This window comes from Bacillus sp. FSL W8-0223 (assembly GCF_038006805.1).
In the GTDB taxonomy this organism is placed as follows: Bacteria; Bacillota; Bacilli; order Bacillales; family DSM-4216; genus Bacillus_O; species Bacillus_O smithii.
On the sequence record NZ_JBBOVX010000001.1, the window covers coordinates 1,514,189 to 1,540,793 of the forward strand.

Genomic DNA, 26,605 nt, shown 5'->3' on the forward strand with positions numbered 1-26,605 from the left:
CATTTTTTTCGAAAGAAGCCCGTCTTTAAGCGAAGTGTAGGGGCGACGAAAGGGTTTGTTATTTTAGATGTGTGTGACGGGAAAAGGAAACTTCTGATCGAAAAAATAGTAGAATACTAGATGTATTATCATTTCGTATACTCGGATACTGTCTCAAAGAGCAATAGACGATTTTTCATTCGCTTCGCTCGACTGTTGTTTGTTTCGAAATCACATCCGTCGCAATAAAGATCATCTATTTTCTGCTATTTTTACCGCATTCATTCAGGCAAACAAAAAATGGTTGTACGAAAACCGAATATCGGCCTCGCTATGAATCACAAACTTCCCTGGGAAACATTCGAGGAGGAGAATCATGATAGATGTACAACTTGTAGAGGAGAAAAAATGGTGGGATTTATGGCTTACATCAAGAGATCCGGACGCCGGGGATTTGCTTGTCAAACGATATACTCCGCTTGTCAGTTATCATGTTCAGCGCCTCTCTGTTCACATGCCGAAAAATGTAAGCCGGGATGAACTCAAAAGCCTCGGATTTTTAGGCTTGGTGGATGCGTTGACAAAATTTGATCCGTCCAGAGATTTAAAGTTTGATACATACGCTTCTTTTCGTATTAGAGGAGCAATATTAGATGGGCTCAGAAAAGAGGACTGGCTTCCAAGAGGGACGAGGGAAAAAGCGAAAAAAATCGAAGCCAAAATCGAAGAATTAGAGCAGCAATTTTTAAGACATGTCACGGCGGAAGAAGTCGCAAACGAACTAGACATGAGCGTAGAGGAACTTCAACAAATCATGGCTGAATATTATACGGCCAACATATTATCGATGGACGATCAAATAAAAGATCAAGAGGAAATGGATGGAAAAGGCTACGATATCAAAGATGACCGAATCTCTACTCCTGAAGAAGAGGTTGTCAAAGAGGAGTTAATCCAAGAGTTATCCCGTGAAATAGCGGGATTGTCTGAGAAAGAAAAATTAGTGCTGAGCCTATTTTATCAGGAGGAGTTAACATTGACTGAAATTGGAGAGATTCTGAATCTTTCCACTTCACGAATTTCACAGATCCATTCGAAAGCTCTTTTTAAATTGCGGAACAAGCTAAAAAAAGTCAGCGGCATCCCTTTTCGCTGCTAAAAGAATTGAAATTCAGGTGGGAATCATGGTGTCAACTTTTTTGTTTTTCATATCCATTATTTTTAATGTCATCACACTGTTTGCTGTTGTGCTCCTTTACATGAGACAAAACCGCCTTTTCGGATTAAAAGAGGAGCAAGAAAAAATGATTCAAGATACGGAAGAATTGTTATCAACCTATCTTCTTCAAATGAAAGATGAAAATGAAGCATTTCTGAAAAAAATATCGTCCATGGATGCTGAACAGCCGCAGCTTAAGCATAAAAAGGAAAGTTTCGAGATTCAGTCGAAACAGGATGAACGGAAATGGACCCAGTCCAAACAGCCTGTCGTTTCGAAAAAAGAAGCGTTGAAAAAATACCAGCAAGAACCGTCGGTCGTTGGGTCTAAAGAATCCAAAACGGAGATGGACGTATTGGATTGGACGGAAGACGACTTATATGAAAATGTATTGTTTTTACAAAAAAAGGGTTTAACGATTGAAGAAATTGCGCATAAATTAAATAAAGGTACAACAGAAATACAACTGCTTTTAAAATTTCGAACAAATGGGCAATGATAAGCTTGATAGTTAGATTTGATTATGATATAGTATCTTTTGGTGTGAATACACACGTTCTCGGATTTAATCAGAGGGTGCTGATTTTTGTCAGTCTCTGTTTAAATATGAAGAGGACGGAGGATAATAACCCATAGGAGGAAAGAAAAAATGTCTGTTATTTCTATGAAACAATTATTAGAAGCAGGTGTGCATTTTGGACACCAAACACGCCGTTGGAATCCGAAAATGAAAAAATACATTTTCCAAGAACGCAACGGCATCTATATTATCGATCTTCAAAAAACCGTGAAGAAAGTAGAAGAAGCTTATCAATTCGTTAAAGAATTGGCTGCTAACGGCGGAAAAGTTCTTTTTGTTGGTACGAAAAAACAAGCACAAGAATCCGTAAAAGAAGAAGCAGAGCGTTCCGGAATGTATTATGTAAATCATCGTTGGCTCGGTGGAACGTTAACCAACTTCCAAACGATTCAAAAACGTGTTCAACGTCTGAAAGACATCGAAAGAATGGAAGAAGACGGCACATTCGATGTATTGCCTAAAAAAGAAGTCGTTCAGCTGAAAAAAGAACATGAACGCCTTGTGAAATTTCTTGGCGGCATTAAAGATATGAAAGAACTTCCTGACGCTTTGTTTGTGATCGATCCACGCAAAGAACGTATCGCAGTAGCAGAAGCACGGAAATTGAATATTCCGATTATCGGTATTGTTGATACGAACTGTGATCCGGATGAAATTGATTATGTCATTCCTGCGAATGACGATGCGATTCGCGCTGTTAAACTTCTGACTTCAAAAATGGCGGATGCTATTTTAGAAGCTAAACAAGGTGAAGAAACAGCTGAAGTTTCTGAAACGGCAGAAGTTGCTGCTGAATAAGCTCCAGCGCCAATCAAGATAAAAATGAAAAGGTGATAAGAGGGAAGGCCCTTATCACCTTTTTTTAAGAAATTTTACGGTGAAATCAAAAGCTGGATGGCTGTTTCGGCTATTGCGGCTTAGTACATATATTCTTAAGGAGGAAAAAAAGATGGCAATTACTGCGCAAATGGTAAAAGAACTACGTGAAAAAACGGGCGCCGGCATGATGGATTGCAAAAAAGCGCTGACAGAAACGAATGGCGATATGGAAAAAGCGATCGATTTTCTTCGTGAAAAAGGAATGGCCAAAGCTGCCAAAAAAGCTGACCGCGTAGCAGCTGAAGGAACAACTTATCTGTTAAGCGAAGGAAATAAAGCCGTTATTTTGGAAGTCAACTCCGAAACAGATTTCGTGGCTAAAAACGAAAGCTTCCAAAATCTCGTAAAAGAATTGGCTCAACATATTTTGAAAAATGAACCAAAAACAGTCGAAGAAGCTCTTGACCAAACGATGGAAAATGGCGCAAAAGTAAGTGAATACATCAATGAAGCCATCGCTAAAATCGGTGAAAAATTAACTCTTCGCCGTTTCGAAGTGAAGACGAAAGGCGAAAATGAAGTTTTTGGTGAATATTTGCATATGGGTGGACGAATCGGCGTTCTTGCCCTCTTAAGTGGAACGACGGATGAAAGTGTAGCAAAAGATGTAGCTATGCATGCTGCTGCCTTGAATCCAAAATACGTTTCTCGCGACCAAGTGCCGCAAGAAGAAGTAGAGCACGAACGTCAAGTTTTGAAACAGCAAGCTCTCAATGAAGGAAAACCTGAAAAAATTGTTGAAAAAATGGTTGAAGGACGTCTTAACAAATTCTTTGAAGAAATTTGTCTGCTTGAACAATCCTTTGTTAAAAACCCTGATCAAAAAGTTCGCCAATTCGTTGAATCTAAAGGTGCAACTGTCAAAGATTTTGTGCGTTTCGAAGTAGGAGAAGGAATTGAAAAACGCCAAGAAAACTTCGCTGAAGAAGTAATGAATCAAATGAAAAAATAATTTCGACCTTTCCAAGAATATCTGAGTGAGAAGATACTCACTATGCCTTATTTGAAAACAAGATGAACGTTTTTTGTTCTCGGAAATCGAGGGAATAGAGGGAACACAATGTGTTCCCTTTTTTTCAGAATGACATGACATTAAATTAAGAAGGTACACAGCTAAACGATAAAAACTAGTGATTTACATACGGAGGTTCTTATGAGCGTTCCAAAATATAAACGTGTTGTATTAAAATTAAGCGGTGAAGCGCTGGCTGGGGATCGGGGCTTTGGCATTCACCCGGAAGTCGTGAAATCCATTGCGGAACAAGTGAAAGAAATTGCTGAACTTGGTGTCGAAGTGGCAGTAGTCGTTGGGGGAGGAAATATTTGGCGCGGGAAAACCGGAAGCGAAATGGGAATGGATCGTGCCACCGCTGATTATATGGGAATGTTGGCAACGGTCATGAATTCAATGGCGCTTCAAGACAGCTTAGAGCAGCTTGGAATTGAAACTCGTGTACAAACTTCCATTGAAATGAGACAGGTGGCGGAACCTTATATAAGAAGAAGGGCCATTCGCCATCTGGAAAAGAAACGGGTTGTGATTTTTGCCGCCGGCACCGGAAACCCTTATTTCTCTACGGATACGACGGCTGCGTTGCGTGCGGCGGAAATTGAAGCAGAAGTCATCTTAATGGCCAAAAATAATGTAGATGGTGTTTACTCTGCAGATCCAAAAGTGGATAAATCGGCTGTGAAATACGATCAGATTTCCTATCTGGATATGTTAAAAGAAGGTCTGGCCGTAATGGACTCCACTGCTTCCTCGTTATGTATGGACAATGATATACCGCTCATTGTATTCTCTATTATGGAAAAAGGCAATATTAAAAAGGCTGTTTTAGGAGAATCCATTGGAACGATGATAAGGGGGAAAGCCGAATGACAAAACAAGTGATTGAGCAAGCGAAAGACAAAATGTCAAAAGCGATTCAAGCTTTATCCAGGGAATTGGCGACGATTCGGGCAGGGCGTGCAAACGCATCGCTGCTTGATAAAGTAGTAGTGGATTACTATGGAGCGCCTACACCGGTGAATCAACTGGCATCGATTTCAGTTCCGGAGGCTAGATTGCTTGTCATTCAGCCTTATGACAAATCCGTTGTCGGAGAAGTGGAAAAAGCGATTTTAAAATCGGATCTTGGATTGACGCCTACGAGCGATGGCAGCGTCATTCGCATCACGATTCCGCCGCTTACCGAAGAACGCCGCAAAGAATTAGTAAAATTAGTGCGAAAAGAAGCGGAAGAAGCGAAAGTAGCAGTACGGAATGTTCGCAGGGATGCAAACGAAGATTTGAAAAAATTAGAGAAGAACGGGGAAATTACAGAGGACGATTTACGCGGCTATACAGAAGATGTCCAAAAGATTACCGATGAACATGTGAAAAAGATTGACGACATGGCGAAAAAGAAAGAAAAAGAAATTATGGAAGTTTGATCGTGTGAAAACCCTCTTGCCAAAAGGGGGTTTTTCCGTTATATACATACTTCGTTTTTATTGATGTGTCTATCGCTGGGATGGATTGTGAAATTCCATCGAAAAAATGAGGAAGATCGGTAATTAATAGAGATACTGTCTCAAGTTTTTGGTATTATAGATTTGCACCGTGTGAAAAATAAACACCAATGAGCGCTTATCGCGATAAATGATTGGTAAGGATGCGAAGTGGAGGATGTTATATGATTAATAAAAACAAGCTTTGGAAAACCCATAACAATCTCTCACTGGAAGAACGAATGGAGATTGTTAAAAAAGGCCCCATTCCGAGCCACGTCGCCATCATTATGGATGGAAATGGAAGATGGGCGAGAAAACGCGCCTTACCGAGAATTGCCGGTCATCACGAGGGAATGAAAACCGTTCGCAAAATCACTCGGCTCGCCAATCGTTTAGGCGTGAAAGCATTGACCCTTTACGCTTTCTCAACCGAAAATTGGAAACGTCCCAAAAAGGAAGTGGACTATTTAATGAAGCTTCCCCAAGAGTTTCTTGGAACGTTTTTGCCAGAACTGGTTGAAGAAAATGTAAAAGTGCAAATGATGGGCAACCAACAGCAATTGCCTTCCTATACGGTAGATGCCATTAAAAAAGCGATCAATGATACAAAACAGAATAACGGGCTTATTCTTAATTTCGCCTTGAATTATGGAAGCAGAGCAGAAATTATGGAAGCCGTCCATCATGTACTGGAAGACATTAAAAACGGCGTAATGAACGAAAAGCTCTTAAATGAGGAAACTTTCTCCCGCTATTTAATGACGAAACAGCTGCCTGATCCGGATTTGTTGATACGTACAAGCGGGGAAATCCGTTTAAGCAACTTTATGCTTTGGCAGCTGGCCTACACGGAACTATGGTTTACAGATACTCTTTGGCCGGATTTTTCAGAACACCATTTTCTTGAAGCGGTGGAATCTTATCAAAAACGGTCACGCCGCTTTGGTGGATTAGGCTAATGTCCATTCACGAAAGAGGATGATCAAGCAAAGCGGTTTGTAAAGATCCGTTATCATCGATCAAGGAATGAAGATCATAGAAGAGCTTGAAAAAATTATTTGAAATCAAATGGCATTGTCTGAGATAACGTAGAAAGATGAATTCGGTGATCGAGGGATTTAATATGGAATAGTAGCGTATGTAATCAAAGTTGGTATGGAGAAAAGTGAGGAGTCAATCGTATGAAACAGCGATTTATAACTGGTGTCATAGCGGCAGCCATCTTTTTGCCTATTGTTCTTTATGGAGGATGGCCGTTTCTAATATTAACGTATTTAATGGCGTCCGTGGGGCTTTATGAAGCACTGAAAATGAAGAAAATTCGGCTATTGTCGCTTGAAAGCGTGATCCCTTTCATTATGTTATGGCTATTGCTCATTCCGAATCGGTATGAGAACCTCATAGAAAAATGGGGGTATCATAAGCTTGAACTTTTGCTTTTCTTGGTGTTGATTTATTTAATGTATACAGTCGTCACCAAAAATCGTTTTACATTTGATGATGCGGCGTTTGGAGTTCTTTCCGCACTGTATGTAGGGTTCGGGTTCTATTATTTAATCGAAACGAGAAATGCGGGAGTGGCTTATGTATTTTTGGCGTTGTTTATCATTTGGGCGACTGACATCGGCGCCTATTTAATAGGAAGATCGTTTGGAAAGAAAAAATTGTGGCCTGAAATCAGTCCTAAAAAAACAGTCGAAGGTTTTTTTGGCGGCATTCTTTCCGCCTGTGTAGTCGCATTTGTCTTTGCGTTCTCGATCCATTTGGAGGTGCCTTTAGCGAAGCTCTTGATAGCGGCTCTCGTGATGGCTGTTTTTGGACAAATTGGCGATTTGGTTGAATCCGCACTGAAGCGGCATTATAATATTAAAGATTCTGGGAATATTTTGCCTGGACATGGCGGAATTTTAGATCGCTGTGACAGCTGGCTGTTTGTTCTGCCGTTGATACATATTTTTCACATCATATAAGACGGCGGAACCAATATGGAGGAGATGAGTTTTTTGAAGAACATCAGTCTATTGGGGGCAACCGGTTCTATCGGAAGGCAAACATTGGATATTATCCGGCAGCATTCAGACTATTTCCGATTATCGTCTTTTTCAGCCGGACGAAATATAGAGGAAACGCGAAAAATTATTAAAGAATTTTCTCCAAAGCTTGTGTCCGTATTGGAAAAAGATGATGCTTTAAGGCTGAAAGGAGAATTTCCTTTCGTTCAATTCGTATATGGAGAAAAAGGTTTAACGGAGACAGCCCTTTTTTCTGAATCGGATACGGTTGTCAATGCAGTCATGGGGAGCGTTGGACTGATTCCAACGTTGGAAGCGATCAAAGCGGGGAAAACAATTGCATTGGCCAATAAGGAAACACTCGTTACAGCTGGCCATTTGGTGATGAGAGCTGCCCAAAAATATCATGTCGATATTTTGCCTGTGGACAGCGAACATTCGGCTATTTTCCAATGTCTTCAAGGTGAAAACAGCCAAAATGTTGCTAGGCTCATATTAACGGCTTCAGGAGGAAGTTTTCGTGATCGAACGAGAGAAGAGCTGCGACACGTTACTCGTGAAGAAGCTTTGAACCATCCGAATTGGTCGATGGGTGCCAAGATCACCATTGATTCGGCTACCATGATGAATAAAGGATTGGAAGTCATCGAAGCGCACTGGCTTTTTCAAATGCCATATGAACAAATCGATGTTATACTTCATCGTGAAAGTATTATTCATTCTATGGTAGAATATCAGGACCATTCTGTCATTGCTCAGCTCGGAACTCCTGATATGCGTGTTCCAATTCAATATGCTTTAACTTATCCTGAAAGGCTTCCATTACCTGTTACAAAGCGGCTCAATTTAGCAGCCATTGGGTCTCTTCATTTTGAAGAAGTAGATTTTGACCGTTTTCGTTGTCTTGCATTTGCTTATGAAGCAGGAAAAGCAGGAGGCAGCATGCCTACTGTGTTGAATGCGGCAAACGAAGTGGCAGTAAAAGCCTTTTTGGATGGAAAAATTTCTTTCCTCAAAATTGAAGAATTAATCGGAAAAGCGCTAGAATGGCATACACTAATAAAAGACCCGGATTTAGAATCCATTCAATGCATCGATCGAGAAACACGCCGATTTATCGACTCACTATTATAAAAAGGTGGTTATTCATTTGAGTACAATTTTAGCCTTTGTTGTGATTTTTGGAGCTCTCGTGTTTTTCCATGAATTTGGCCATTTTATTTTTGCTAAAAGAGCAGGGATCCTTTGCCGTGAGTTCGCCATTGGATTTGGTCCGAAGATTTTTGCACACAAAAAAGGGGAAACCGTCTATACGATTCGTTTATTGCCGATCGGCGGATATGTCAGAATGGCCGGCGAAGATGCGGAAACGGTTGAATTAAAACCTGGTTATCGCGCCGGTCTCATCCTTAATGACAAAGGAGAAGCGGTGAAAATCATATTAAATCGAAAAGACCGCTATTCGAATGCAAAAGTAGTGGAAGTAGAGTACGCTGACTTGGAAAAAGAGTTGTTGATCCGTGGCTATGAAGATGGCGAAGAAGAGTTAAAAACTTTTCCTGTCCATCGAGAAGCAGTTATCGTTGAAAATGGCATTGAAACGCAAATTGCGCCTTTAGACCGTCAATTTGCTTCCAAGTCTCTTGGCAAAAGAGCGATGACGATTTTTGCCGGACCTATGATGAATTTTGTTTTAGCGTTTATTGCCTTTTTGTTAATTGCCGCCTTGCAAGGAGTTCCAACCAATCAACCTGAATTGGGGAAATTAACGGATAATGGCGCTGCAAAACAAGCTGGATTAAAAGAAGGCGATGTTGTACTGAGCATAAATGGAAAAGAAACGAACAGCTGGAACGATATTGTGTCCATTATTCAAAAACATCCGGAACAAGAACTTCGTTTCAGTATAGAACGAGGCAAGAAAACGCTGGAAGTTCCTGTAACTCCCGAAGCAAAGAAAATCGATGGGAAAACGATTGGGATTATTGGCGTTTATAACCCTGTTGAGAAGTCAGTGTTCGGCACTATTACTTATGCGGCTGAAGAAACGTATTCTTGGACCGTTGAGATTTTTCACTTGTTAGGGAAACTTATCACGGGCGGTTTTTCCATTAACATGTTGTCAGGACCTGTTGGTATTTACGCATCCACCGAGACCGTCGCCAAATCAGGAATTATTTATTTAATCAAATGGGCGGGAGTGCTAAGTATTAACATTGGCATTATGAACTTGCTTCCCATTCCGGCGTTGGATGGAGGCCGTTTGATGTTTTTTGCCATTGAAGCAGTTAGAGGAAAACCGATCGATCAACAGAAAGAAGGACTTGTTCATTTTATCGGATTTGCTCTATTAATGCTGCTGATGATTGTGGTAACATGGAATGACATCCAAAGATTCTTTTTATAAATCAATGCTTCATAATCGAAATGAAAATTCCTCAAAAGGCGATGAAACGAAAGATAAGTTTGAAAGTTTATTCACGACCAATAGAAAAATCATGGATGTATGTATGAAAAAATGATCGATCGTTTGTTGCCTGATGAGGAGACTCCCTGCGAAGCAGCGATATTTGAAACAAGATAGAAGTATTAGAAATGATGGGGTGCTAAAGATGAGACAAAGTCAAACGCTTATACCAACTATGAGAGAAATTCCTGCTGATGCGGAAACAAAAAGCCATCAGCTTTTACTTAGAGCGGGATTTATCCGCCAAACAGCAAGTGGAATTTATACTTTTTTGCCTTTAGGGAAGAGAGTTTTAAAGAAAGTAGAAGAAATTGTACGTCAAGAAATGGATGCAGCCGGAGCAGTCGAAATGTTGATGCCCAGCTTGCAACAAGCTGAATTATGGCAAGAATCCGGAAGATGGTATACATACGGCCCGGAGCTTATGCGTTTAAAAGATCGACATGACCGCGAATTCGCACTAGGACCGACTCATGAAGAAGTCGTTACGAGCATTGTTCGTGATGAAATCAAATCATATAAACGCTTGCCGCTCATCGTTTATCAAATTCAAACAAAATTTCGTGATGAAAAGCGTCCTCGTTTTGGACTGCTTCGCGGCAGGGAATTTATCATGAAAGACGCTTATTCTTTTCATTCTAATACACAAAGTTTAGACGAAGTCTATGATCGTATTTTTCAAGCTTATTCTAATATTTTCAGGAGATTAGGATTGAACTTTCGTGCTGTTATTGCCGATTCTGGGGCCATGGGTGGAAAAGATACGCACGAATTTATGGTGCTCTCTGAAATCGGTGAAGATACCATTGCTTACTCCGACTCGTCTGATTATGCAGCAAACATAGAAATGGCGCCGGTAGTGTCTACATACGAAAAACCGGATGAACCGTTAAAAGAAAGGCAGAAAGTTTCCACACCAAATGCCAAAACGATTGAAGAAGTTTCAAAGTTATTAAACGTAGAAGAAACACGCTGCATTAAAACGCTTCTTTTCAAAGTGGATGATAAGTACGTACTTGTGCTTGTACGTGGAGACCACGAAGTAAATGACGTCAAGGTAAAAAATTATTTTCAGGCAAGTGTAGTGGAATTGGCTAGTCCCGAAGAAGTGAAATCCGTTTTAGGCTGTCCTATTGGTTCACTCGGACCTGTAGAAGTAAAAGAAGGTATTCAAGTGATTGCCGATCATGCAGTCCAAGCTATTGTCAACGGAGTTTGCGGCGCGAATGAAGATGGATGGCATTTTGTCAATGTGAATCCGGAAAGAGATTTTCAAGTGACAGCCTATACAGATTTACGTTTTATTCAAGAAGGCGACCCTTCTCCGGATGGAAAAGGAACGATTCGATTTGCGAAAGGAATTGAAGTCGGCCACGTGTTTAAGCTTGGCACGCGATATAGCGAAGCGATGGGGGCTTACTATTTAGATGAAAACGGAAAATCTCAACCGATGATTATGGGATGCTATGGAATAGGAGTTTCCAGAACGGTTTCAGCTGTGGCAGAACAATTTAATGATGAAAAAGGTTTTATTTGGCCTAAACAAATTGCTCCGTTCGATGTACATTTAATTGCGGTCAATACAAAAGATGAAGTTCAAAGAGAACTGGCGGAACAACTTTATCAATCGCTTCAAAAAGAGCGGTACGAAGTGTTGTTTGATGATCGTCCGGAACGTGCCGGTGTGAAATTCGCCGATGCTGATTTAATCGGGCTTCCTGTTCGTGTAACCGTCGGAAAAAAAGCTTCTGAAGGCATTGTCGAAGTAAAAGTGCGTAAAACACAAGAAACGTTTGAAGTCCCTGCATCTGACATTGTTTCTCAACTTGCATCTATTTTTGAGCGCTTGTAAAAAATCTTTTGGACAAGCCGGTCGATGCTTATAAGGTGCCTGAAAGGCGCCTTTTTCTCTTTTGAATGGAATGAATTGGGGGATTTATAGAAAGGAAAGTTTCCTTCTATTGAAAGACTAGTGGTCTTTTTTTAAGATGATAGTAGTATGAAGAAATTTAAACGAATTGGGAGAGGTCACAAATGAATGAAAAGGCCGAAGGGAAAAAGCAACGGTTTCAGCTGCTTCTTGAGCAGTTGAATTTGAAAAACCAAGAGCTTGAAACCTATTTTTGCAACGCTGAAATCGATAAATTAACCGTATTGCGGAAAGAAAAAAAGTGGCATTTTCATTTTACGTTTGAGCGAATCATCCCGGCGGCCATTTGGAGACAACTGCAGCAGCAGCTATCCATTGCTTTTCGGGAAATCGCGGATGTCACCTTTTCTGCAAAAGTGCTCGATCCTTCGTTCACAGAAGATTTGATAAGAGGTTACTGGCAAGATTGTATTCGAAATTTGGATGGAATTTCTCCGCCGGTGAGAAAAATTCTTGAAACCCAGGAACCGGTTCTCCAAGGAAACAAACTGTTGATTCAAGCCCCCGGCGAAATGGAAGCTTTGACGATCAAAAGAAAATATGGTTCTTTCATTCAAGCAAACTATCAAAACTATGGATTCCCCCTTTTGCAGGTGGATGTCGAGATCAGTCAGCAGCAAGACATGCAAGAATATGCGCAATTTTTGCAGGAAAAACAAAAAGAAGATGAAGAGAGAGCGAAGCAAGCCATTGCGGAAATGCGGAAACGAGAAGAACGTAAGAATGAAGAGGCCAATGGAAGTGCAGAAGATGATGGTCCGCTAATGATCGGATATGCCATAAAAGATGATGCTGATTTCCGGAAGCTGGAAGATATCGTAGATGAGGAACGTCGAGTTACGATCGAAGGTTATGTGTTTGATGCGGAAACAAAAGAGTTAAGAAGCGGCAGAACACTTCTTACTTTTAAAATCACCGACTACACTAGTTCGATCTTAGTCAAAATGTTTTCAAGAGATAAAGAAGATGCTGCTCTGTTAAACAAGGTGAAAAAAGGGATGTGGCTCAGGGTTCGCGGTTCTGTACAAAACGATACGTTTGTCCGCGACCTTGTGATGATCGCCAATGATATTAATGAAGTGAAAGCGGTAGTGCGGGAAGACAAAGCTCCTGAAAATGAAAAGAGAGTGGAACTTCATCTTCATACTCCAATGAGTCAGATGGACGCTGTCACCAGTGTTTCCGACCTAATTGCTCAGGCAAAAAAATGGGGTCATAAAGCGATTGCGGTCACAGACCATGCCGTCGTACAGGCTTTTCCGGAAGCATACAGCGCCAGCAAAAAGCATGGCATCAAAGTGCTGTACGGATTGGAAGCAAACTTAGTGGATGACGGTGTTCCCATCGCGTACAACGACGCAAACCGCCTGCTTGCCGATGATACATTTGTTGTCTTTGACGTGGAAACGACGGGACTCTCAGCTGTATACGACACCATAATTGAACTGGCTGCCGTAAAAATTCGTGATGGGGAAATTATTGATCGATTTGAACGGTTTGCCAATCCGCATCACCCGTTATCAGCGGAAACGATCGAATTGACGGGAATTACGGATGAAATGCTGGAAAATGCACCGGATGATGAGGTCGTTCTAAAAGAATTTTTTGAATGGGCAGGAGATTCGATTTTAGTAGCCCACAATGCTACATTTGACATGGGATTTTTAAATGTCGGTTTCCAAAAAATTGGGCTGGAACGAGCAAAAAATCCGGTTATCGATACTCTGGAACTTGCCAGATTTCTCTATCCGGAGTTGAAAAATCACCGGTTAAATACGTTGGCAAAACGATTTGATGTAGAATTGACGCAGCATCACAGAGCGATCTATGACGCGGAAGCAACCGGTTATTTGTTGTTGAAAATGCTGAAGGACGCCAAAGAAAAAGGAATTGAATACCATCACCAGTTTAATGAGCATATGGGGGAAGGAGAGGCCTATAAGCGGAGCCGTCCGTTCCATTGCACGCTGCTCGCGCAAAATCAAAAAGGATTAAAAAACTTATTCAAACTGGTGTCGATCGCCCATATCGACTATTACTACCGGGTTCCGCGGATTCCGCGCTCAAAGCTGCAACAATACCGAGAAGGCATCATTGTCGGATCCGGCTGCGATAAAGGCGAGGTATTTGTGGGAATGATGCAAAAAGCTCCTGAAGAAGTAGAGGAGATGGCCCGATTTTATGATTATTTGGAAGTTCATCCAAAACCCGTATATGCTCCGCTTCTTGAACAAGGTTTGATCAAGAACGAACAAGATTTAGAGGAGATCATTTCCAATATCGTGAAACTTGGAGAAAAATTGCATATCCCTGTAGTAGCAACCGGGAATGTGCATTATTTGAATCCGACCGATAAAATATATCGCGAAATACTGGTACGGTCACAAAGCGGCGCCAATCCACTGAATCGTTATCAGTTGCCTGAAGTTCATTTTCGGACGACGGATGAAATGCTTGAAGAATTTTCATTTTTAGGGGAAGAAAAAGCGAAAGAAATCGTAGTGGAAAACACCAATAAAATTGCTGATTTGATTGAAGAAGTGAAGCCGATTAAAGATGAACTGTACACACCGAAAATCGAGGGAGCAGAGGAAGAAATTCGGCGAATGAGCTATGATCGGGCAAAAAAAATATACGGCGATCCACTTCCGGAAATAGTGGAAGCCCGTCTGGAAAAAGAATTGCAAAGTATTATCGGGCACGGATTTGCCGTTATTTATTTAATTTCCCATAAACTTGTAAAAAAATCGCTGGAAGACGGCTATCTTGTCGGGTCGCGGGGATCTGTAGGATCATCCTTTGTCGCCACGATGACAGAAATTACAGAAGTGAATCCTCTTCCGCCGCACTATGTCTGTCCAAACTGCAAACACTCAGAGTTTTTTAACGATGGATCTGTCGGATCAGGATTTGATTTGCCTGACAAAAATTGTCCTAAGTGCGGAGCCAAATATAAAAAAGATGGACATGATATTCCATTTGAAACTTTCTTGGGATTCAAAGGCGACAAAGTACCGGATATCGATTTGAATTTTTCCGGAGATTATCAGCCTAGAGCCCACAATTATACAAAAGTGCTTTTCGGTGAAGATAATGTGTATCGAGCTGGAACGATCGGCACTGTGGCTGATAAAACGGCATACGGCTATGTGAAGGGATATGCCCAAGACCACAATTTGCAATTGAGAGGGGCCGAAATCGACCGCCTTGCTCAAGGATGTACAGGTGTAAAAAGGACAACGGGGCAACATCCGGGAGGGATTATCATTGTTCCGGATTATATGGATATTTACGATTTTTCGCCGATCCAATATCCGGCTGACGATCAATCTTCTGAATGGAGAACGACCCATTTTGATTTCCACTCAATCCATGATAATGTGCTGAAAATGGATATTCTCGGCCACGATGATCCGACCGTTATCCGGATGCTTCAAGATTTGAGCGGTATTGATCCGAAGACGATTCCGACCGATGATCCGGAAGTGATGAAAATTTTTCAAAGCCCTGAACCGTTGGGAGTTACAGAAGAGCAAATCATGTGTAAAACAGGAACGCTTGGCATTCCTGAGTTCGGTACTCGATTTGTTCGGCAAATGCTGGAAGACACAAAGCCTTCCACTTTTTCGGAGCTTGTGCAAATTTCCGGATTGTCTCACGGAACGGATGTATGGCTTGGAAATGCAGAAGAATTAATTCAAAATGGCACGTGCGAATTAAGCGACGTGATCGGTTGTCGTGACGACATCATGGTTTATTTGATTTATCAAGGCTTAGAGCCAAGTTTTGCTTTTAAAATCATGGAATCCGTCCGCAAAGGTAAAGGGTTGACGGAAGAGATGGAAGCGGAAATGAGGAATCATGATGTACCGGAATGGTATATCAATTCTTGCAAAAAAATAAAATATATGTTCCCTAAAGCCCACGCGACCGCTTACGTTTTAATGGCTGTCAGAATTGCTTATTTTAAGGTTCATCATCCGCTATTATTCTATGCCGCCTATTTTACGGTAAGAGCGGAGGACTTCGATCTTGATGCGATGGTACGCGGCTCTCAGGCTATCCGTGCTCGAATCGAAGAAATCAATGCCAAAGGTTTGGATGCCTCGCCAAAAGAGAAAAGCTTGTTGACGGTTTTAGAAATGGCGCTTGAAATGTGTGAAAGAGGCTACAAATTTAAAATGGTTGATCTCGAACGGTCGAGCGCTTCTGAATTTATCATCGATGGCGATGCGCTCATTCCGCCGTTTAATGCCATCCCGGGTCTTGGAACAAGCGTGGCCTTAAATATTGTGAAAGCACGATCTGAAGGCGAGTTTTTATCAAAAGAGGACTTGCAGCAAAGAGGAAAAGTGTCGAAAACGATCATGGAATATTTGGATCAACATGGCTGCCTGGATGCTCTTCCTGAACAAAATCAATTGTCCTTGTTTTAGCCATTATTCCGCACTATTGCATAATTTTAATGGTTATGGTATATTTTTAGTGGAAATACTAACAATAACTCTCTTTTGAAAGAGTGGGGTGTCCCCACTCTTTCGTGTTTGTTATCCTATTTTTCATTCTTGGTAAATTTTTTTCGGCCAGGAGGTTTCTATGAGTAAAATTACAGAATTAGTAGAGCGGCTAGTCCAACCCATACTGGACGATATGAAACTCGACTTAGTCGATGTCGAATATGTAAAAGAAGGAAAAAATTGGTTTCTTCGCGTCTATATTGATAAAGAGGAAGGCGTGGACATCGAAGAGTGCGGAACGGTCAGCGAACGTTTAAGCGAAAAATTAGACGAATTGGATCCAATTTCCCATAATTATTTTTTGGAGGTTTCATCGCCCGGAGCGGAGAGGCCGCTGAAAAAAAAGAGCGATTTCGAAAAAGCCGTTGGAAAGCACGTTCATGTTAAAACTTTTGAACCTATTGATGGCGAAAAAGAATTTGAAGGGAAAATGATATCGTTTCGTGATGATGAATTGGTGTTAGAAATCCGCGTGAAAACACGGAAAAAAGAAGTCATCATTCCGTTCCAAAAAGTGGCCAAAGCCCGTTTAGCCGTTTCCTTCTTTTAATGAAAGGATTCTATTCAAAGCGAGTCAGTCTGTTCACAATCCGTGGAAAGGGATCCGCTTTCGAATGAACGTTATCATATAATGATAGAGCTTAATTGTGATCTTGAAGGGGGATGAACCGACAATGAGCACAGAGTTTTTAGATGCTCTTGTTATTTTGGAAAAAGAAAAAGGGATTTCAAGAGAAGTGATTGTCGATGCCATTGAAGCCGCGCTTGTTTCGGCTTATAAACGGAACTTTAACCAAGCCCAAAACGTTCGTGTCGACTTAAATGTAGAAACGGGAACGATGAGAGTTTTTGCCAGAAAAGAAGTGGTGGAAGAAGTATTTGATTCTCGTTTGGAAATTTCTCTGGACGAGGCTAAAAAAATAAACCCGTCCTATGAAATCGGCGATATTGTAGAATTGGAAGTTACACCGAAAAACTTTGGAAGAATTGCGGCACAAACCGCGAAGCAAGTAGTGACGCAGAGAGTTCGGGAAGCGGAAAGAGGAATTATTTATTCCGAGTTTATTGACCGTGAAGAAGATATCATGACGGGGATTGTGCAGCGGCAAGATTCTCGTTTTATCTATGTCAGTCTAGGGAAGATTGAAGCGCTCCTTCCGCAAAACGAGCAAATGCCGAATGAAACGTACAAGCCGCATGATCGCATTAAAGTCTATATTACGAAAGTAGAAAAAACGACAAAAGGACCGCAAATCTATGTATCGCGTACTCATCCTGGCTTGCTGAAAAGACTATTTGAAATTGAAGTTCCTGAAATTTTTGATGGCACCGTTGAAATTAAGTCGGTCGCTCGTGAAGCGGGAGATCGTTCAAAAATTTCGGTGTATGCGGAAAATCCGGATGTCGATCCTGTCGGTGCTTGCGTCGGTCCTAAAGGCGCCCGTGTTCAGGCGGTTGTAAACGAACTAAAAGGAGAAAAAATCGATATTGTCAAATGGTCCGACGATCCTGTAGTGTTCGTGGCCAATGCGTTAAGCCCTTCCAAAGTGTTGGATGTTCAGGTGAATGAGGAAGGAAAAGCGACGACTGTCGTTGTTCCGGATTATCAACTTTCGCTGGCCATTGGCAAAAGAGGTCAAAATGCACGGCTTGCGGCTAAACTAACCGGATGGAAAATTGATATTAAAAGTGAATCGGAAGCGAGAAAACTTGGAATCTATCCTCCGGCTGCCGCAAACTTGGAAGAAGAAATAAACGAGAGTGATGAATCTGAAACGACAGAAGAAATGATACAGCTTGAGGAAGTGGAGAATTCACAAGAAACGGGTACAGAAGCAACTGATTTTTCATCTGAAAAAATCGAATAGGGGTGGAGAATCATGGCTGTTCAGAAAAAAATACCATTGCGTAAATGTGTTGCAACGGGTGAAATGAAACCTAAAAAAGAAATGATTCGCATCGTCCGTTCGAAAGAAGGAACGGTTTCGATTGATCCAACCGGCAAAAAATCCGGAAGAGGAGCCTATTTGTCAAAAGATAAAGAAGCGGTCCTTCTGGCCAAAAAAACCAATGCGCTTTCCAGACATTTAAATGTTCAGATCGACGATTCTTTATACTCAGAACTAATCGAGTATATCGAAAAGGAGAAAAAGTAAGTGAAACAGGAAAAGTGGGTTTCACTTCTTGGATTGGCCAATAGAGCGGGGAAAATTATTTCCGGAGAAGAATTGGCAGTGAAAGAAATTCGAACGGGTCGAGCAAAGCTCGTCCTTTTGTCGAAAGACGCCTCGGAAAACACCATAAAAAAAATAAAAGATAAATGCCTTTATTACCAAGTTCCTGTAAAAGAAGTTTCCAACCGGTATTTGTTGGGACAATCGATCGGAAAAAAGGAAAGAGTCGTGGTGGCTGTGCTGGACGAAGGCTTTGCGAAAAAGCTGCATTTTCTGCTCGACGAAACTATACGGGGGTGAACATATGAGTAAAATGAGAATATATGAGTATGCCAAGACCAAGCATGTGTCTAGTAAAGAGGTGATTTCTAAGCTTCAGGAATTAGATATTGATGTTTCCAACCATATGACGACCATCAATGATGAAACCATTCAAAAACTGGACAAAGCGTTCGATCAATTACACAAAGAAAAAGAACATGGCCATCGCCATGAGAAGAATCCGGAAAGGTCAAACAAGCCGCAATCGAAAGCTTCTCCTCAGTTCAAGCAGTCGAATGAGGAAAACGCAAAAGAAAATCGTGTGAAATCACAGCCAAGATCGGGATCAAAAGGCGGAGAAGGCAAAAAACATGATCATCATGATCACCGTCCGAAAGAAACTGCTGCCTTCGACCGTAAAGGAAACAAGCCAAAAAACAACAAGCATAGAAATCAAAAAGGAAAGAAAGCGCATCAACCATCCAATGCTCAACAGCCTTCTGCCAAGAAAAGAGAACTTCCTGAAAAAATAACATTCTCAGGATCTATGACAGTTGCTGAATTTGCCAAAAAATTGCATGTTGAGCCGTCCGAAATCATTAAAAAATTATTTATGCTAGGAATTATGGCCACGATCAACCAAGAATTAGATAAAGATGCCATTGAGTTGATTGCGGACGAATACGGTGTGGCAGTAGAAGAAGAAGTCCAAATTGATGAAACCGATCTGGAAGTGTACTTTACGGAAGATCAACCGGAAGATTTAGTAGAGCGGCCATCTGTTGTGACGATTATGGGGCATGTTGACCACGGGAAAACGACATTGCTGGATTCGATCCGTCATACAAAAGTGACGGAAGGAGAAGCAGGAGGAATTACCCAACATATTGGTGCTTACCAAGTCGAAGTGAACGGAAAGAAAATCACGTTTTTGGATACGCCGGGCCATGCTGCTTTTACAACGATGCGGGCCCGTGGGGCACAAGTGACGGACATCACTGTGCTGGTTGTTGCTGCCGATGACGGGGTAATGCCGCAAACGGTTGAAGCCATCAATCATGCGAAAGCGGCTAATGTACCGATCATTGTAGCGGTCAATAAGATTGATAAACCATCTGCCAATCCGGATCGTGTCATGCAAGAATTGACGGAATACGGATTGGTTCCTGAGGATTGGGGCGGCGATACGATCTTTGTTCCAATATCGGCCTTAACCGGAGAAGGCATCGATAATTTATTGGAAATGATCCTGTTGGTCAGCGAAGTAGAGGAGTTAAAAGCGAATCCGAATCGACTGGCGCTCGGAACGGTGATTGAAGCGCAGCTAGATAAAGGCCGTGGCCCTGTAGCCACATTGCTTGTTCAAAACGGTACTCTTCATGTGGGAGATCCGATTGTAGTAGGAAATACTTACGGTCGGGTTCGTGCGATGGTAAACGATCTAGGGCGTCGTGTCAAAACGGCTGGACCGTCTACTCCGGTAGAAATTACTGGTTTAAACGACGTTCCTCAGGCTGGTGACCGTTTTGTTGTATTTGAAGATGAGAAAAAAGCCCGTCAAATTGGCGAGGCAAGGGCTCAACAAGCACTGGCGGCACAACGAAGCGAAAAAGCCAAGATCAGCCTCGACAATTTGTTTGAACATATGAAACAAGGGGAAATGAAAGAGTTAAATATCATTTTAAAAGCCGACGTGCAAGGATCGGTTGAGGCACTGGCTGCTGCTTTACAAAAAATTGATGTAGAGGGCGTAAATGTAAAAATTATTCATACGGGTGTTGGAGCGATTACGGAATCAGATATTATTTTAGCAAGTGCTTCCAATGCCATCGTTATAGGTTTTAATGTTCGTCCGGATGTAAATGCTAAACGTGCGGCTGAGACGGAAAAAGTCGATATCCGTCTGCACCGTATTATTTACAAAGCGATTGAAGAAATTGAATCCGCAATGAAAGGAATGCTTGATCCGGAATACGAAGAAAAAATTATTGGTCAAGCAGAGGTTCGACAAACGTTTAAAGTTTCTAAAATTGGTACCATTGCCGGTTCTTATGTAACGGAAGGAAAAATTACCCGTGATAGCGGAGTTCGGCTCATTCGTGACGGCATCGTCATCTTTGAAGGCGAGATTGATACTTTGAAACGTTTTAAAGACGATGTAAAAGAAGTCCATCAAGGATATGAATGCGGAATTACCATTAAAAACTTTAATGACATTAAAGAAGGAGATGTCATTGAAGCATTTGTCATGAAAGAAGTGGAACGTTAATGACGATCGGCAGCCTGGAAGTTGAATTTTTCATCCAGGATGCCCGGTCATTAAAAGAAAAACGGGCTGTACTTCAGCGTGTGTTAACACGTTTGAAGCAAAAAATGAATGTTTCCGTGGCTGAAATCGACCATCAAGATGTCTGGCAACGAACAAGAATTGCGGTTGTGACGGTAGCATCGTCACGACAAGCTTGTGAACGCCAATTGGAGAATGCCCTCCGTTATTTGGATTCATTTCCTGAGTGGGAAAGGTTAAGCGCATCTTATGAATGGTTATAGAGATAGAGGTGATAAATGTGAACCTTCGTGCAAACCGAGTCGGAGAACAAATGAAAAAAGAGCTGTCGGATATCATCGGCAGAAAAATTAAAGATCCGCGTATTGGTTTTGTCACTGTGACGGATGTGCAATTGACAGGCGACTTGCAGCAGGCAAAAGTATATATTTCCGTGTTAGGCGATGAAAAACAAAAAAAGGATACATTAAAAGCTCTTGCCAAAGCGAAAGGATTCATTCGTTCTGAAATCGGCCAACGAATTCGCCTGCGGAAAACGCCCGATCTTCTTTTTGAATTTGATGAATCCATTGATTATGGCAATCGCATTGAAACGCTGCTGAAAGAAATCAGCAGCAATGAATCCAATCAGGAGAATTAAAGGAAGGGGATAGACCCACAAGTCTATCCTTTTTCTTTAAGGGTTCTGTACGATCTTAAAAAAGGTTCATGTTATGTAATGACCATTCAAACGAAGGAAATCGATATTTCTATTGTATTGGTCTGTAATCAGCCCTTTTTCTATATAGAGCTTTTCGTAAAAAATCATTTTCATAATGATAATGAAACCGTCTAGTGACAGAAAAAAAGGATGTGAATCGATGGACGGTATTGTAGCACTTTGGAAAGAACGAGGAATGACATCGCATGACTGCGTTTTTCAAATCCGAAAATTGTTTAAAACAAAACGAGTCGGCCATACAGGTACGCTGGATCCGAATGTGTCTGGTGTTTTACCTATCTGTATAGGCAAAGCGACTAAAATCGCCGAATACATGACGAATGCAGGAAAGACATATGAAGGAGAGGTAACGATCGGACTTTCCACGACAACGGAGGACGCCGACGGAGAAACCGTAGAAGTAAAAACGGTAGATAAAACCTTTTCTCGGAAAGAAATTTTGGATGTGTTCGAGCGGTTGACGGGTACCATTGAACAAACGCCGCCCATGTTTTCGGCAGTGAAAGTGAATGGAAAGCGACTATACGAATATGCAAGACAAGGGTTGGAAGTGGAAAGACCTAAAAGAACGGTCACCATTTATGAACTGGAGTTATTGGATGACCGTGAATGGTTCTCTGGAGAATTTGTCTCCATTCCATTTAGAGTCGTTTGCAGCAAAGGAACATACATTCGTACTCTTGCTGTCATGATTGGTCAAGAGCTTGGATATCCTGCCTATATGTCCAAATTAACGAGAACAGCGTCGGGTGGTTTTTCCAAAACAGATTGTGTCACGCTTTCAGATTTATCCAAGCTGGCTGAAAAAAATCAGCTGGAAACAATCCTTTTTCCATTGGAACAAGGTGTGTCCCATTTGCCGAAATGGAATATTAGTGATAAAGTAGCGGAGAAAGTAAAAAACGGAGCAATATTGGAAAAACCTATTGATTGGCCGGAAAATGACGGAAAAGTGGCGGTTTTTTACAAAAATCGTCTGATGGCCATCTATCAAACACATCCTACGAAACAGCTATACATAAAACCAGTGAAAGTTTTGACTGAATGAGATAACGGACAGATGTCAGACTCTATTGTCGGCAAGGGCTGGACAGACTGTTTCGCGTCTGTTCAATTCCGCGAAGAGAAATGCGGAAGAAAGAGGGATAGGTGAGGATAATGAAAATAACGATGTTGAATCACCCGCACTCCATCCAAAAAGAGGAACTGCCCCCGATGGCAATGGCATTAGGATTTTTTGACGGGGTGCATGCGGGTCACCAGCAAGTGATTGAGACAGCGAAGAACATTGCGGCCGAACGAAACTGGAAAAGTGCAGTGATGACGTTTGATCCCCATCCTTCCGTCGTGTTGGGGAAAAAACATGAAAAGATTCAGTATATCACTCCCCTTGAGGAAAAGATTCGAATGATAGAACATCTAGGAATCGATCATTTGTTTGTTATTCGATTTACGTCTGATTTTGCCAACTTGGAACCGCAGCAATTCGTAGATCAATATATTATTGGTTTAAATGTCCAGCATGTTGTGGCAGGCTACGATTTTACATACGGCCGGTGCGGAAATGGAACGATGGACACGCTTCCAATGCATTCTCGTCATTTATTTGCCATCACAAAAGTGGATAAGCTTGCATACGACGGGGAAAAAGTCAGCTCCACCAAAATTCGATGCTTACTAACGGAAGGGCAAATCGAAGAAGCCAATCGTCTTTTAGGGCGGCCTTATCGAATTACCGGGACGGTGGTCCACGGTGACCAACGGGGAAGAAAAATTGGATTCCCGACAGCTAATGTGGAATGTGATGACGACTATTATCTGCCGAAAACGGGAGTATATGCGGTGAAAATGAAAGTGAAAGACAAATGGGTGAATGGTGTATGCAATATTGGGTATAGACCTACTTTTAAACAACCGGATGAACGTTTCATGTCGATTGAGGTTCATTTGTTTGAATTTGACCACTCCATCTATGGCGAAGAAGTGACAGTAGAATGGTACAAGCACATTCGACAAGAACGCAAATTCAACGGCGTTCAAGAATTGGTCGCTCAAATTGAAAAAGATAAACAATCGGCCATCAAATATTTTCAAAATGAAGCCGAATAGACTTGCTTTTTGTTTGAAAACATAGTATTCTAATTATCGTATGAAAAAGAACCATTACTTGGCATGACGTTGCTCCGGCGCTTGCTCAGTAATTGGGGATCGAAAAGAAAATGGAGGTGAAAAGGATGGCTTTATCACAAGAACGCAAAAACGAGATCATCAATCAATTCAAAACACACGAGAATGACACTGGTTCTCCAGAAGTTCAAATCGCTGTCCTGACTGAACAAATCAATGTATTGAATGATCATTTACGTGTTCATAAAAAAGACCACCATTCACGTCGCGGTCTTATGAAAATGGTAGGGAAACGCCGCAACTTATTGACGTACCTACGCAAAAAAGACGTGCAACGTTACCGTGAATTGATTCAAAAACTTGGTTTGCGCCGATAATCAGCAAAAAGCGGGATTTTTCCCGCTTTTTTGTTAGCAGAAAAATAAGTGGCTTTTAGTGCGTGATATAAGCAAGTCGACCGCACTGAGCCTGTATGTTCCAGGATGACAGATGTTAAATTCGGTAAAAATACATAATACAGAGTTTTGTTCTAATGGGTTTTCCATTTACGACACCCTTAGGTTTGTCCGTTTCGTGTTTCATGGCTCGATGGAAAAGCATGGAGATTATTTTTTGTCTATACTTTTCCTGAAAGCAATGATATTCTTGAAGGCAAGAGTGCGTCATTAGGAACTATGTGATTGAATAGAGAGGAGTTCATTTATGGAGCAAGAGAAACAAACATTTTCTATAGATTGGGCTGGACGCAAACTGACGGTGGAAATTGGACAGGTTGCCAAACAAGCGAACGGCGCTGCGCTCGTGTATTATGGTGATACGGTAGTTTTAAGTACGGCAACCGCTTCAAAAGAACCAAAGTCAGTAGACTTTTTTCCGCTTACCGTCAATTATGAAGAAAGATTGTATGCGGTTGGTAAAATCCCAGGCGGATTTATTAAAAGGGAAGGCCGGCCCAGCGAAAAAGCCATTCTTGCAAGTCGTTTAATAGACCGCCCGATCCGTCCGTTATTTGCGGAAGGATTTCGAAATGAAGTTCAAGTCGTAAGTATGGTGATGAGCGTTGACCAAAACTGTTCATCGGAAATGGCAGCGATGCTTGGTTCATCACTTGCGCTCAGCATTTCGGATATTCCTTTTGAAGGACCGATTGCTGGGGTCATTGTCGGGCGCGTTGACGGTGAATTTGTCATTAACCCGACAGTGGAACAAATGGAAAAAAGCGATATTCATTTAACCGTTGCCGGTACAAAAGATGCCATTAATATGGTGGAAGCTGGAGCGAATGAAGTACCAGAAGAAACCATGTTAGAAGCGATAATGTTCGGTCATGAAGAAATCAAACGGTTGATCGCTTTCCAAGAAGAAATCGTCAAATTAGTTGGCAAAGAAAAAATGGAAGTTCAGCTGTATGAAATTGATCCTGAATTGGAAAAACAAGTTCGTTCCATGTGCGAACAAGAAATGTTGGCTGCCATTCAAGTAAAAGAAAAGCATGCCAGGGATGACGCCATCCAAGAGATAAAAGACCGAGTAGTTGCGGAATTTGAAGAGAAAGAAGATATTGAGGAAGAAACGATTAAACAAGTAAAAGAAATACTGGATAAAATCGTGAAAGAGGAAGTCCGTCGTTTGATTACAGTCGAAAAAATTCGCCCGGACGGACGAAAAATCGATGAAATTCGTCCGCTTTCTTCTGCTGTTGGCTTATTGCCGCGTACACATGGTTCCGCATTGTTTACTCGTGGACAAACACAGGCTTTAAGCGTATGTACATTAGGAGCGCTTGGTGATGTTCAAATCTTGGACGGTCTCGGAATTGAAGAATCAAAACGTTTTATGCATCATTATAATTTCCCTCCTTTTAGTGTAGGGGAAACTGGACCAATGAGAGGACCGGGACGCCGGGAAATTGGGCATGGTGCATTGGGAGAAAGAGCTCTGGAACCTGTTGTTCCGAATGAGAAAGAATTCCCTTATACCATTCGTCTTGTTTCTGAAGTTTTGGAATCAAACGGATCGACATCTCAGGCTAGTATTTGTGCTAGTACGCTGGCGATGATGGACGCCGGTGTGCCCATTAAAGCGCCGGTTGCGGGAATTGCAATGGGATTAGTGAAATCCGGAGAACATTATACGGTCTTAACAGACATTCAAGGAATGGAAGATCATCTTGGCGATATGGACTTTAAAGTTGCCGGTACAGAAAAAGGCGTTACCGCTCTGCAAATGGATATTAAAATAAAAGGACTAAATCGTGAAATCTTGGAAGAAGCACTCCAACAAGCTAGACGGGGAAGATTGAAAATCCTTGAACATATGATGAGCACCATTTCAAAACCACGCACCCATTTATCGATGTATGCTCCTAAAATTTTGTCGATGACCATTAATCCGGATAAAATCCGCGATGTCATCGGACCAAGCGGAAAACAAATCAATAAAATCATCGAAGAAACAGGAGTTAAAATCGATATTGAACAAGATGGAACGATCTTTATTTCTTCAGTAGATGAAGAAATGAATAATAAAGCCAAAAAGATCATTGAAGATATCGTTCGAGAAGTTGAACCAGGGCAAATCTATCTTGGGACTGTTAAACGGATTGAAAAATTCGGTGCTTTCGTGGAAATTTTCAACGGAAAAGACGGCTTAGTCCACATTTCTGAATTGGCGGAAGAAAGAATTCGAAAAGTAGAAGATGTCGTGTCGATAGGAGACCAAATACTAGTGAAAGTCATCAATATTGATGAACATGGTCGGATCAATTTATCGCGAAAAGCGGTGTTAAGAGATCAAAAGAAAAAAAATGAACAAGCATAATTTTCATCCAGCCATTGAAACGGATTTTCATCCTATGTTATAAATAATGAGTAAAGAGGTCAGGGGTTCCCTGGCTTTTTTGTTGCAGAATAACGCTTTGAAGAAACACGGTTCTAACTGTCCCTCTTGTTTCATA

Annotated in this window: 23 protein-coding genes; all 23 read left to right on the forward strand. The window is 41.5% G+C overall.

Translation table 11 applies throughout. The features are described 5' to 3' along the window. The first annotated feature begins 355 nt into the window (after positions 1-355). Positions 356-1,138: a FliA/WhiG family RNA polymerase sigma factor gene (locus NST81_RS07475; protein ID WP_048623181.1), complete on the forward strand. Its 783-nt coding sequence runs from the start codon at positions 356-358 to the stop codon at positions 1,136-1,138. A 25-nt stretch (positions 1,139-1,163) separates the two neighbouring features. Beyond that, the gene (locus NST81_RS07480; protein ID WP_341029143.1) at positions 1,164-1,697 is read left to right on the forward strand and encodes a hypothetical protein; all 534 of its coding nucleotides are present in this window, start codon (positions 1,164-1,166) and stop codon (positions 1,695-1,697) included. Positions 1,698-1,847: 150 nt separating this feature from the next. After that, positions 1,848-2,576 (forward strand): 30S ribosomal protein S2, encoded by a 729-nt coding sequence (rpsB, locus tag NST81_RS07485; RefSeq protein ID WP_003354609.1) that lies wholly within the window; start codon positions 1,848-1,850, stop codon positions 2,574-2,576. 151 nt (positions 2,577-2,727) lie between these two features. After that, complete coding sequence (gene tsf, locus NST81_RS07490; protein ID WP_003354610.1) at positions 2,728-3,609, forward strand: translation elongation factor Ts; 882 nt, start codon at positions 2,728-2,730, stop codon at positions 3,607-3,609. Positions 3,610-3,810: 201 nt separating this feature from the next. After that, the gene (pyrH, locus tag NST81_RS07495) at positions 3,811-4,539 is read left to right on the forward strand and encodes a UMP kinase (protein ID WP_048623183.1); all 729 of its coding nucleotides are present in this window, start codon (positions 3,811-3,813) and stop codon (positions 4,537-4,539) included. Continuing rightward, positions 4,536-5,093 carry a ribosome recycling factor gene (frr, locus tag NST81_RS07500; RefSeq protein WP_003354612.1) on the forward strand — a complete coding sequence of 186 codons (558 nt, stop codon included), beginning with the start codon at positions 4,536-4,538 and terminating at the stop codon, positions 5,091-5,093. The genes pyrH and frr overlap by 4 nt, the downstream gene beginning before the upstream one ends. A gap of 242 nt (positions 5,094-5,335) precedes the next feature. Continuing rightward, the gene (locus NST81_RS07505) at positions 5,336-6,112 is read left to right on the forward strand and encodes an isoprenyl transferase (RefSeq protein WP_048623184.1); all 777 of its coding nucleotides are present in this window, start codon (positions 5,336-5,338) and stop codon (positions 6,110-6,112) included. 222 nt (positions 6,113-6,334) lie between these two features. After that, positions 6,335-7,123 carry a phosphatidate cytidylyltransferase gene (locus tag NST81_RS07510; RefSeq protein WP_048623185.1) on the forward strand — a complete coding sequence of 263 codons (789 nt, stop codon included), beginning with the start codon at positions 6,335-6,337 and terminating at the stop codon, positions 7,121-7,123. Positions 7,124-7,156: 33 nt separating this feature from the next. Then, a complete protein-coding gene (gene dxr / locus NST81_RS07515) occupies positions 7,157-8,299 on the forward strand; it encodes a 1-deoxy-D-xylulose-5-phosphate reductoisomerase (protein ID WP_040341512.1) in 1,143 nt (380 codons plus the stop codon). 16 nt (positions 8,300-8,315) lie between these two features. After that, positions 8,316-9,572 carry an RIP metalloprotease RseP gene (gene rseP / locus NST81_RS07520; RefSeq protein ID WP_048623186.1) on the forward strand — a complete coding sequence of 419 codons (1,257 nt, stop codon included), beginning with the start codon at positions 8,316-8,318 and terminating at the stop codon, positions 9,570-9,572. Between the two features lie 205 nt (positions 9,573-9,777). Further along, a complete protein-coding gene (locus tag NST81_RS07525) occupies positions 9,778-11,484 on the forward strand; it encodes a proline--tRNA ligase (RefSeq protein ID WP_048623187.1) in 1,707 nt (568 codons plus the stop codon). Between the two features lie 182 nt (positions 11,485-11,666). Further along, entirely contained in the window at positions 11,667-15,998 is a 4,332-nt protein-coding gene (locus NST81_RS07530; RefSeq protein WP_341029153.1) for a PolC-type DNA polymerase III, read from the forward strand. A gap of 160 nt (positions 15,999-16,158) precedes the next feature. Beyond that, entirely contained in the window at positions 16,159-16,629 is a 471-nt protein-coding gene (rimP, locus tag NST81_RS07535; protein WP_003354620.1) for a ribosome maturation factor RimP, read from the forward strand. A 124-nt stretch (positions 16,630-16,753) separates the two neighbouring features. Further along, positions 16,754-17,947, forward strand: a complete 1,194-nt coding sequence (gene nusA / locus NST81_RS07540) for a transcription termination factor NusA (RefSeq protein WP_048623189.1) — start codon at positions 16,754-16,756, stop codon at positions 17,945-17,947. A 12-nt stretch (positions 17,948-17,959) separates the two neighbouring features. Then, positions 17,960-18,235, forward strand: a complete 276-nt coding sequence (gene rnpM, locus NST81_RS07545) for an RNase P modulator RnpM (RefSeq protein ID WP_003354622.1) — start codon at positions 17,960-17,962, stop codon at positions 18,233-18,235. Next, positions 18,236-18,553: a YlxQ family RNA-binding protein gene (locus NST81_RS07550; RefSeq protein ID WP_048623190.1), complete on the forward strand. Its 318-nt coding sequence runs from the start codon at positions 18,236-18,238 to the stop codon at positions 18,551-18,553. A gap of 4 nt (positions 18,554-18,557) precedes the next feature. Beyond that, positions 18,558-20,783, forward strand: a complete 2,226-nt coding sequence (gene infB / locus NST81_RS07555; protein WP_048623191.1) for a translation initiation factor IF-2 — start codon at positions 18,558-18,560, stop codon at positions 20,781-20,783. After that, entirely contained in the window at positions 20,783-21,064 is a 282-nt protein-coding gene (locus NST81_RS07560; RefSeq protein ID WP_003354626.1) for a DUF503 domain-containing protein, read from the forward strand. Before infB ends, NST81_RS07560 begins: the two co-directional genes overlap by 1 nt. Before the next feature lie 17 nt (positions 21,065-21,081). Continuing rightward, positions 21,082-21,441 carry a 30S ribosome-binding factor RbfA gene (rbfA, locus tag NST81_RS07565; protein ID WP_048623192.1) on the forward strand — a complete coding sequence of 120 codons (360 nt, stop codon included), beginning with the start codon at positions 21,082-21,084 and terminating at the stop codon, positions 21,439-21,441. A 220-nt stretch (positions 21,442-21,661) separates the two neighbouring features. Further along, entirely contained in the window at positions 21,662-22,570 is a 909-nt protein-coding gene (gene truB / locus NST81_RS07570; RefSeq protein WP_048623193.1) for a tRNA pseudouridine(55) synthase TruB, read from the forward strand. Positions 22,571-22,680: 110 nt separating this feature from the next. After that, positions 22,681-23,631: a bifunctional riboflavin kinase/FAD synthetase gene (gene ribF, locus NST81_RS07575; protein ID WP_048623194.1), complete on the forward strand. Its 951-nt coding sequence runs from the start codon at positions 22,681-22,683 to the stop codon at positions 23,629-23,631. Between the two features lie 125 nt (positions 23,632-23,756). Then, the gene (rpsO, locus tag NST81_RS07580) at positions 23,757-24,026 is read left to right on the forward strand and encodes a 30S ribosomal protein S15 (protein ID WP_003354630.1); all 270 of its coding nucleotides are present in this window, start codon (positions 23,757-23,759) and stop codon (positions 24,024-24,026) included. Positions 24,027-24,351: 325 nt separating this feature from the next. After that, positions 24,352-26,469 (forward strand): polyribonucleotide nucleotidyltransferase, encoded by a 2,118-nt coding sequence (pnp, locus tag NST81_RS07585; protein WP_327803052.1) that lies wholly within the window; start codon positions 24,352-24,354, stop codon positions 26,467-26,469. Positions 26,470-26,605 lie beyond the last annotated feature (136 nt).

Excerpts from the sequence above, each read along its gene's own strand:
- NST81_RS07475 (WP_048623181.1), top strand. The coding sequence starts at position 356 with ATGATAGATGTACAACTTGTAGAGGAGAAAAAATGGTGGGATTTATGG.
- NST81_RS07480 (WP_341029143.1), top strand. The coding sequence starts at position 1,164 with ATGGTGTCAACTTTTTTGTTTTTCATATCCATTATTTTTAATGTCATC.
- rpsB (WP_003354609.1), top strand. The coding sequence starts at position 1,848 with ATGTCTGTTATTTCTATGAAACAATTATTAGAAGCAGGTGTGCATTTT.
- tsf (WP_003354610.1), top strand. The coding sequence starts at position 2,728 with ATGGCAATTACTGCGCAAATGGTAAAAGAACTACGTGAAAAAACGGGC.
- pyrH (WP_048623183.1), top strand. The coding sequence starts at position 3,811 with ATGAGCGTTCCAAAATATAAACGTGTTGTATTAAAATTAAGCGGTGAA.
- frr (WP_003354612.1), top strand. The coding sequence starts at position 4,536 with ATGACAAAACAAGTGATTGAGCAAGCGAAAGACAAAATGTCAAAAGCG.
- NST81_RS07505 (WP_048623184.1), top strand. The coding sequence starts at position 5,336 with ATGATTAATAAAAACAAGCTTTGGAAAACCCATAACAATCTCTCACTG.
- NST81_RS07510 (WP_048623185.1), top strand. The coding sequence starts at position 6,335 with ATGAAACAGCGATTTATAACTGGTGTCATAGCGGCAGCCATCTTTTTG.
- NST81_RS07525 (WP_048623187.1), top strand. The coding sequence starts at position 9,778 with ATGAGACAAAGTCAAACGCTTATACCAACTATGAGAGAAATTCCTGCT.
- NST81_RS07530 (WP_341029153.1), top strand. The coding sequence starts at position 11,667 with ATGAATGAAAAGGCCGAAGGGAAAAAGCAACGGTTTCAGCTGCTTCTT.
- rimP (WP_003354620.1), top strand. The coding sequence starts at position 16,159 with ATGAGTAAAATTACAGAATTAGTAGAGCGGCTAGTCCAACCCATACTG.
- nusA (WP_048623189.1), top strand. The coding sequence starts at position 16,754 with ATGAGCACAGAGTTTTTAGATGCTCTTGTTATTTTGGAAAAAGAAAAA.
- rnpM (WP_003354622.1), top strand. The coding sequence starts at position 17,960 with ATGGCTGTTCAGAAAAAAATACCATTGCGTAAATGTGTTGCAACGGGT.
- infB (WP_048623191.1), top strand. The coding sequence starts at position 18,558 with ATGAGTAAAATGAGAATATATGAGTATGCCAAGACCAAGCATGTGTCT.
- NST81_RS07560 (WP_003354626.1), top strand. The coding sequence starts at position 20,783 with ATGACGATCGGCAGCCTGGAAGTTGAATTTTTCATCCAGGATGCCCGG.
- truB (WP_048623193.1), top strand. The coding sequence starts at position 21,662 with ATGGACGGTATTGTAGCACTTTGGAAAGAACGAGGAATGACATCGCAT.
- ribF (WP_048623194.1), top strand. The coding sequence starts at position 22,681 with ATGAAAATAACGATGTTGAATCACCCGCACTCCATCCAAAAAGAGGAA.
- rpsO (WP_003354630.1), top strand. The coding sequence starts at position 23,757 with ATGGCTTTATCACAAGAACGCAAAAACGAGATCATCAATCAATTCAAA.
- pnp (WP_327803052.1), top strand. The coding sequence starts at position 24,352 with ATGGAGCAAGAGAAACAAACATTTTCTATAGATTGGGCTGGACGCAAA.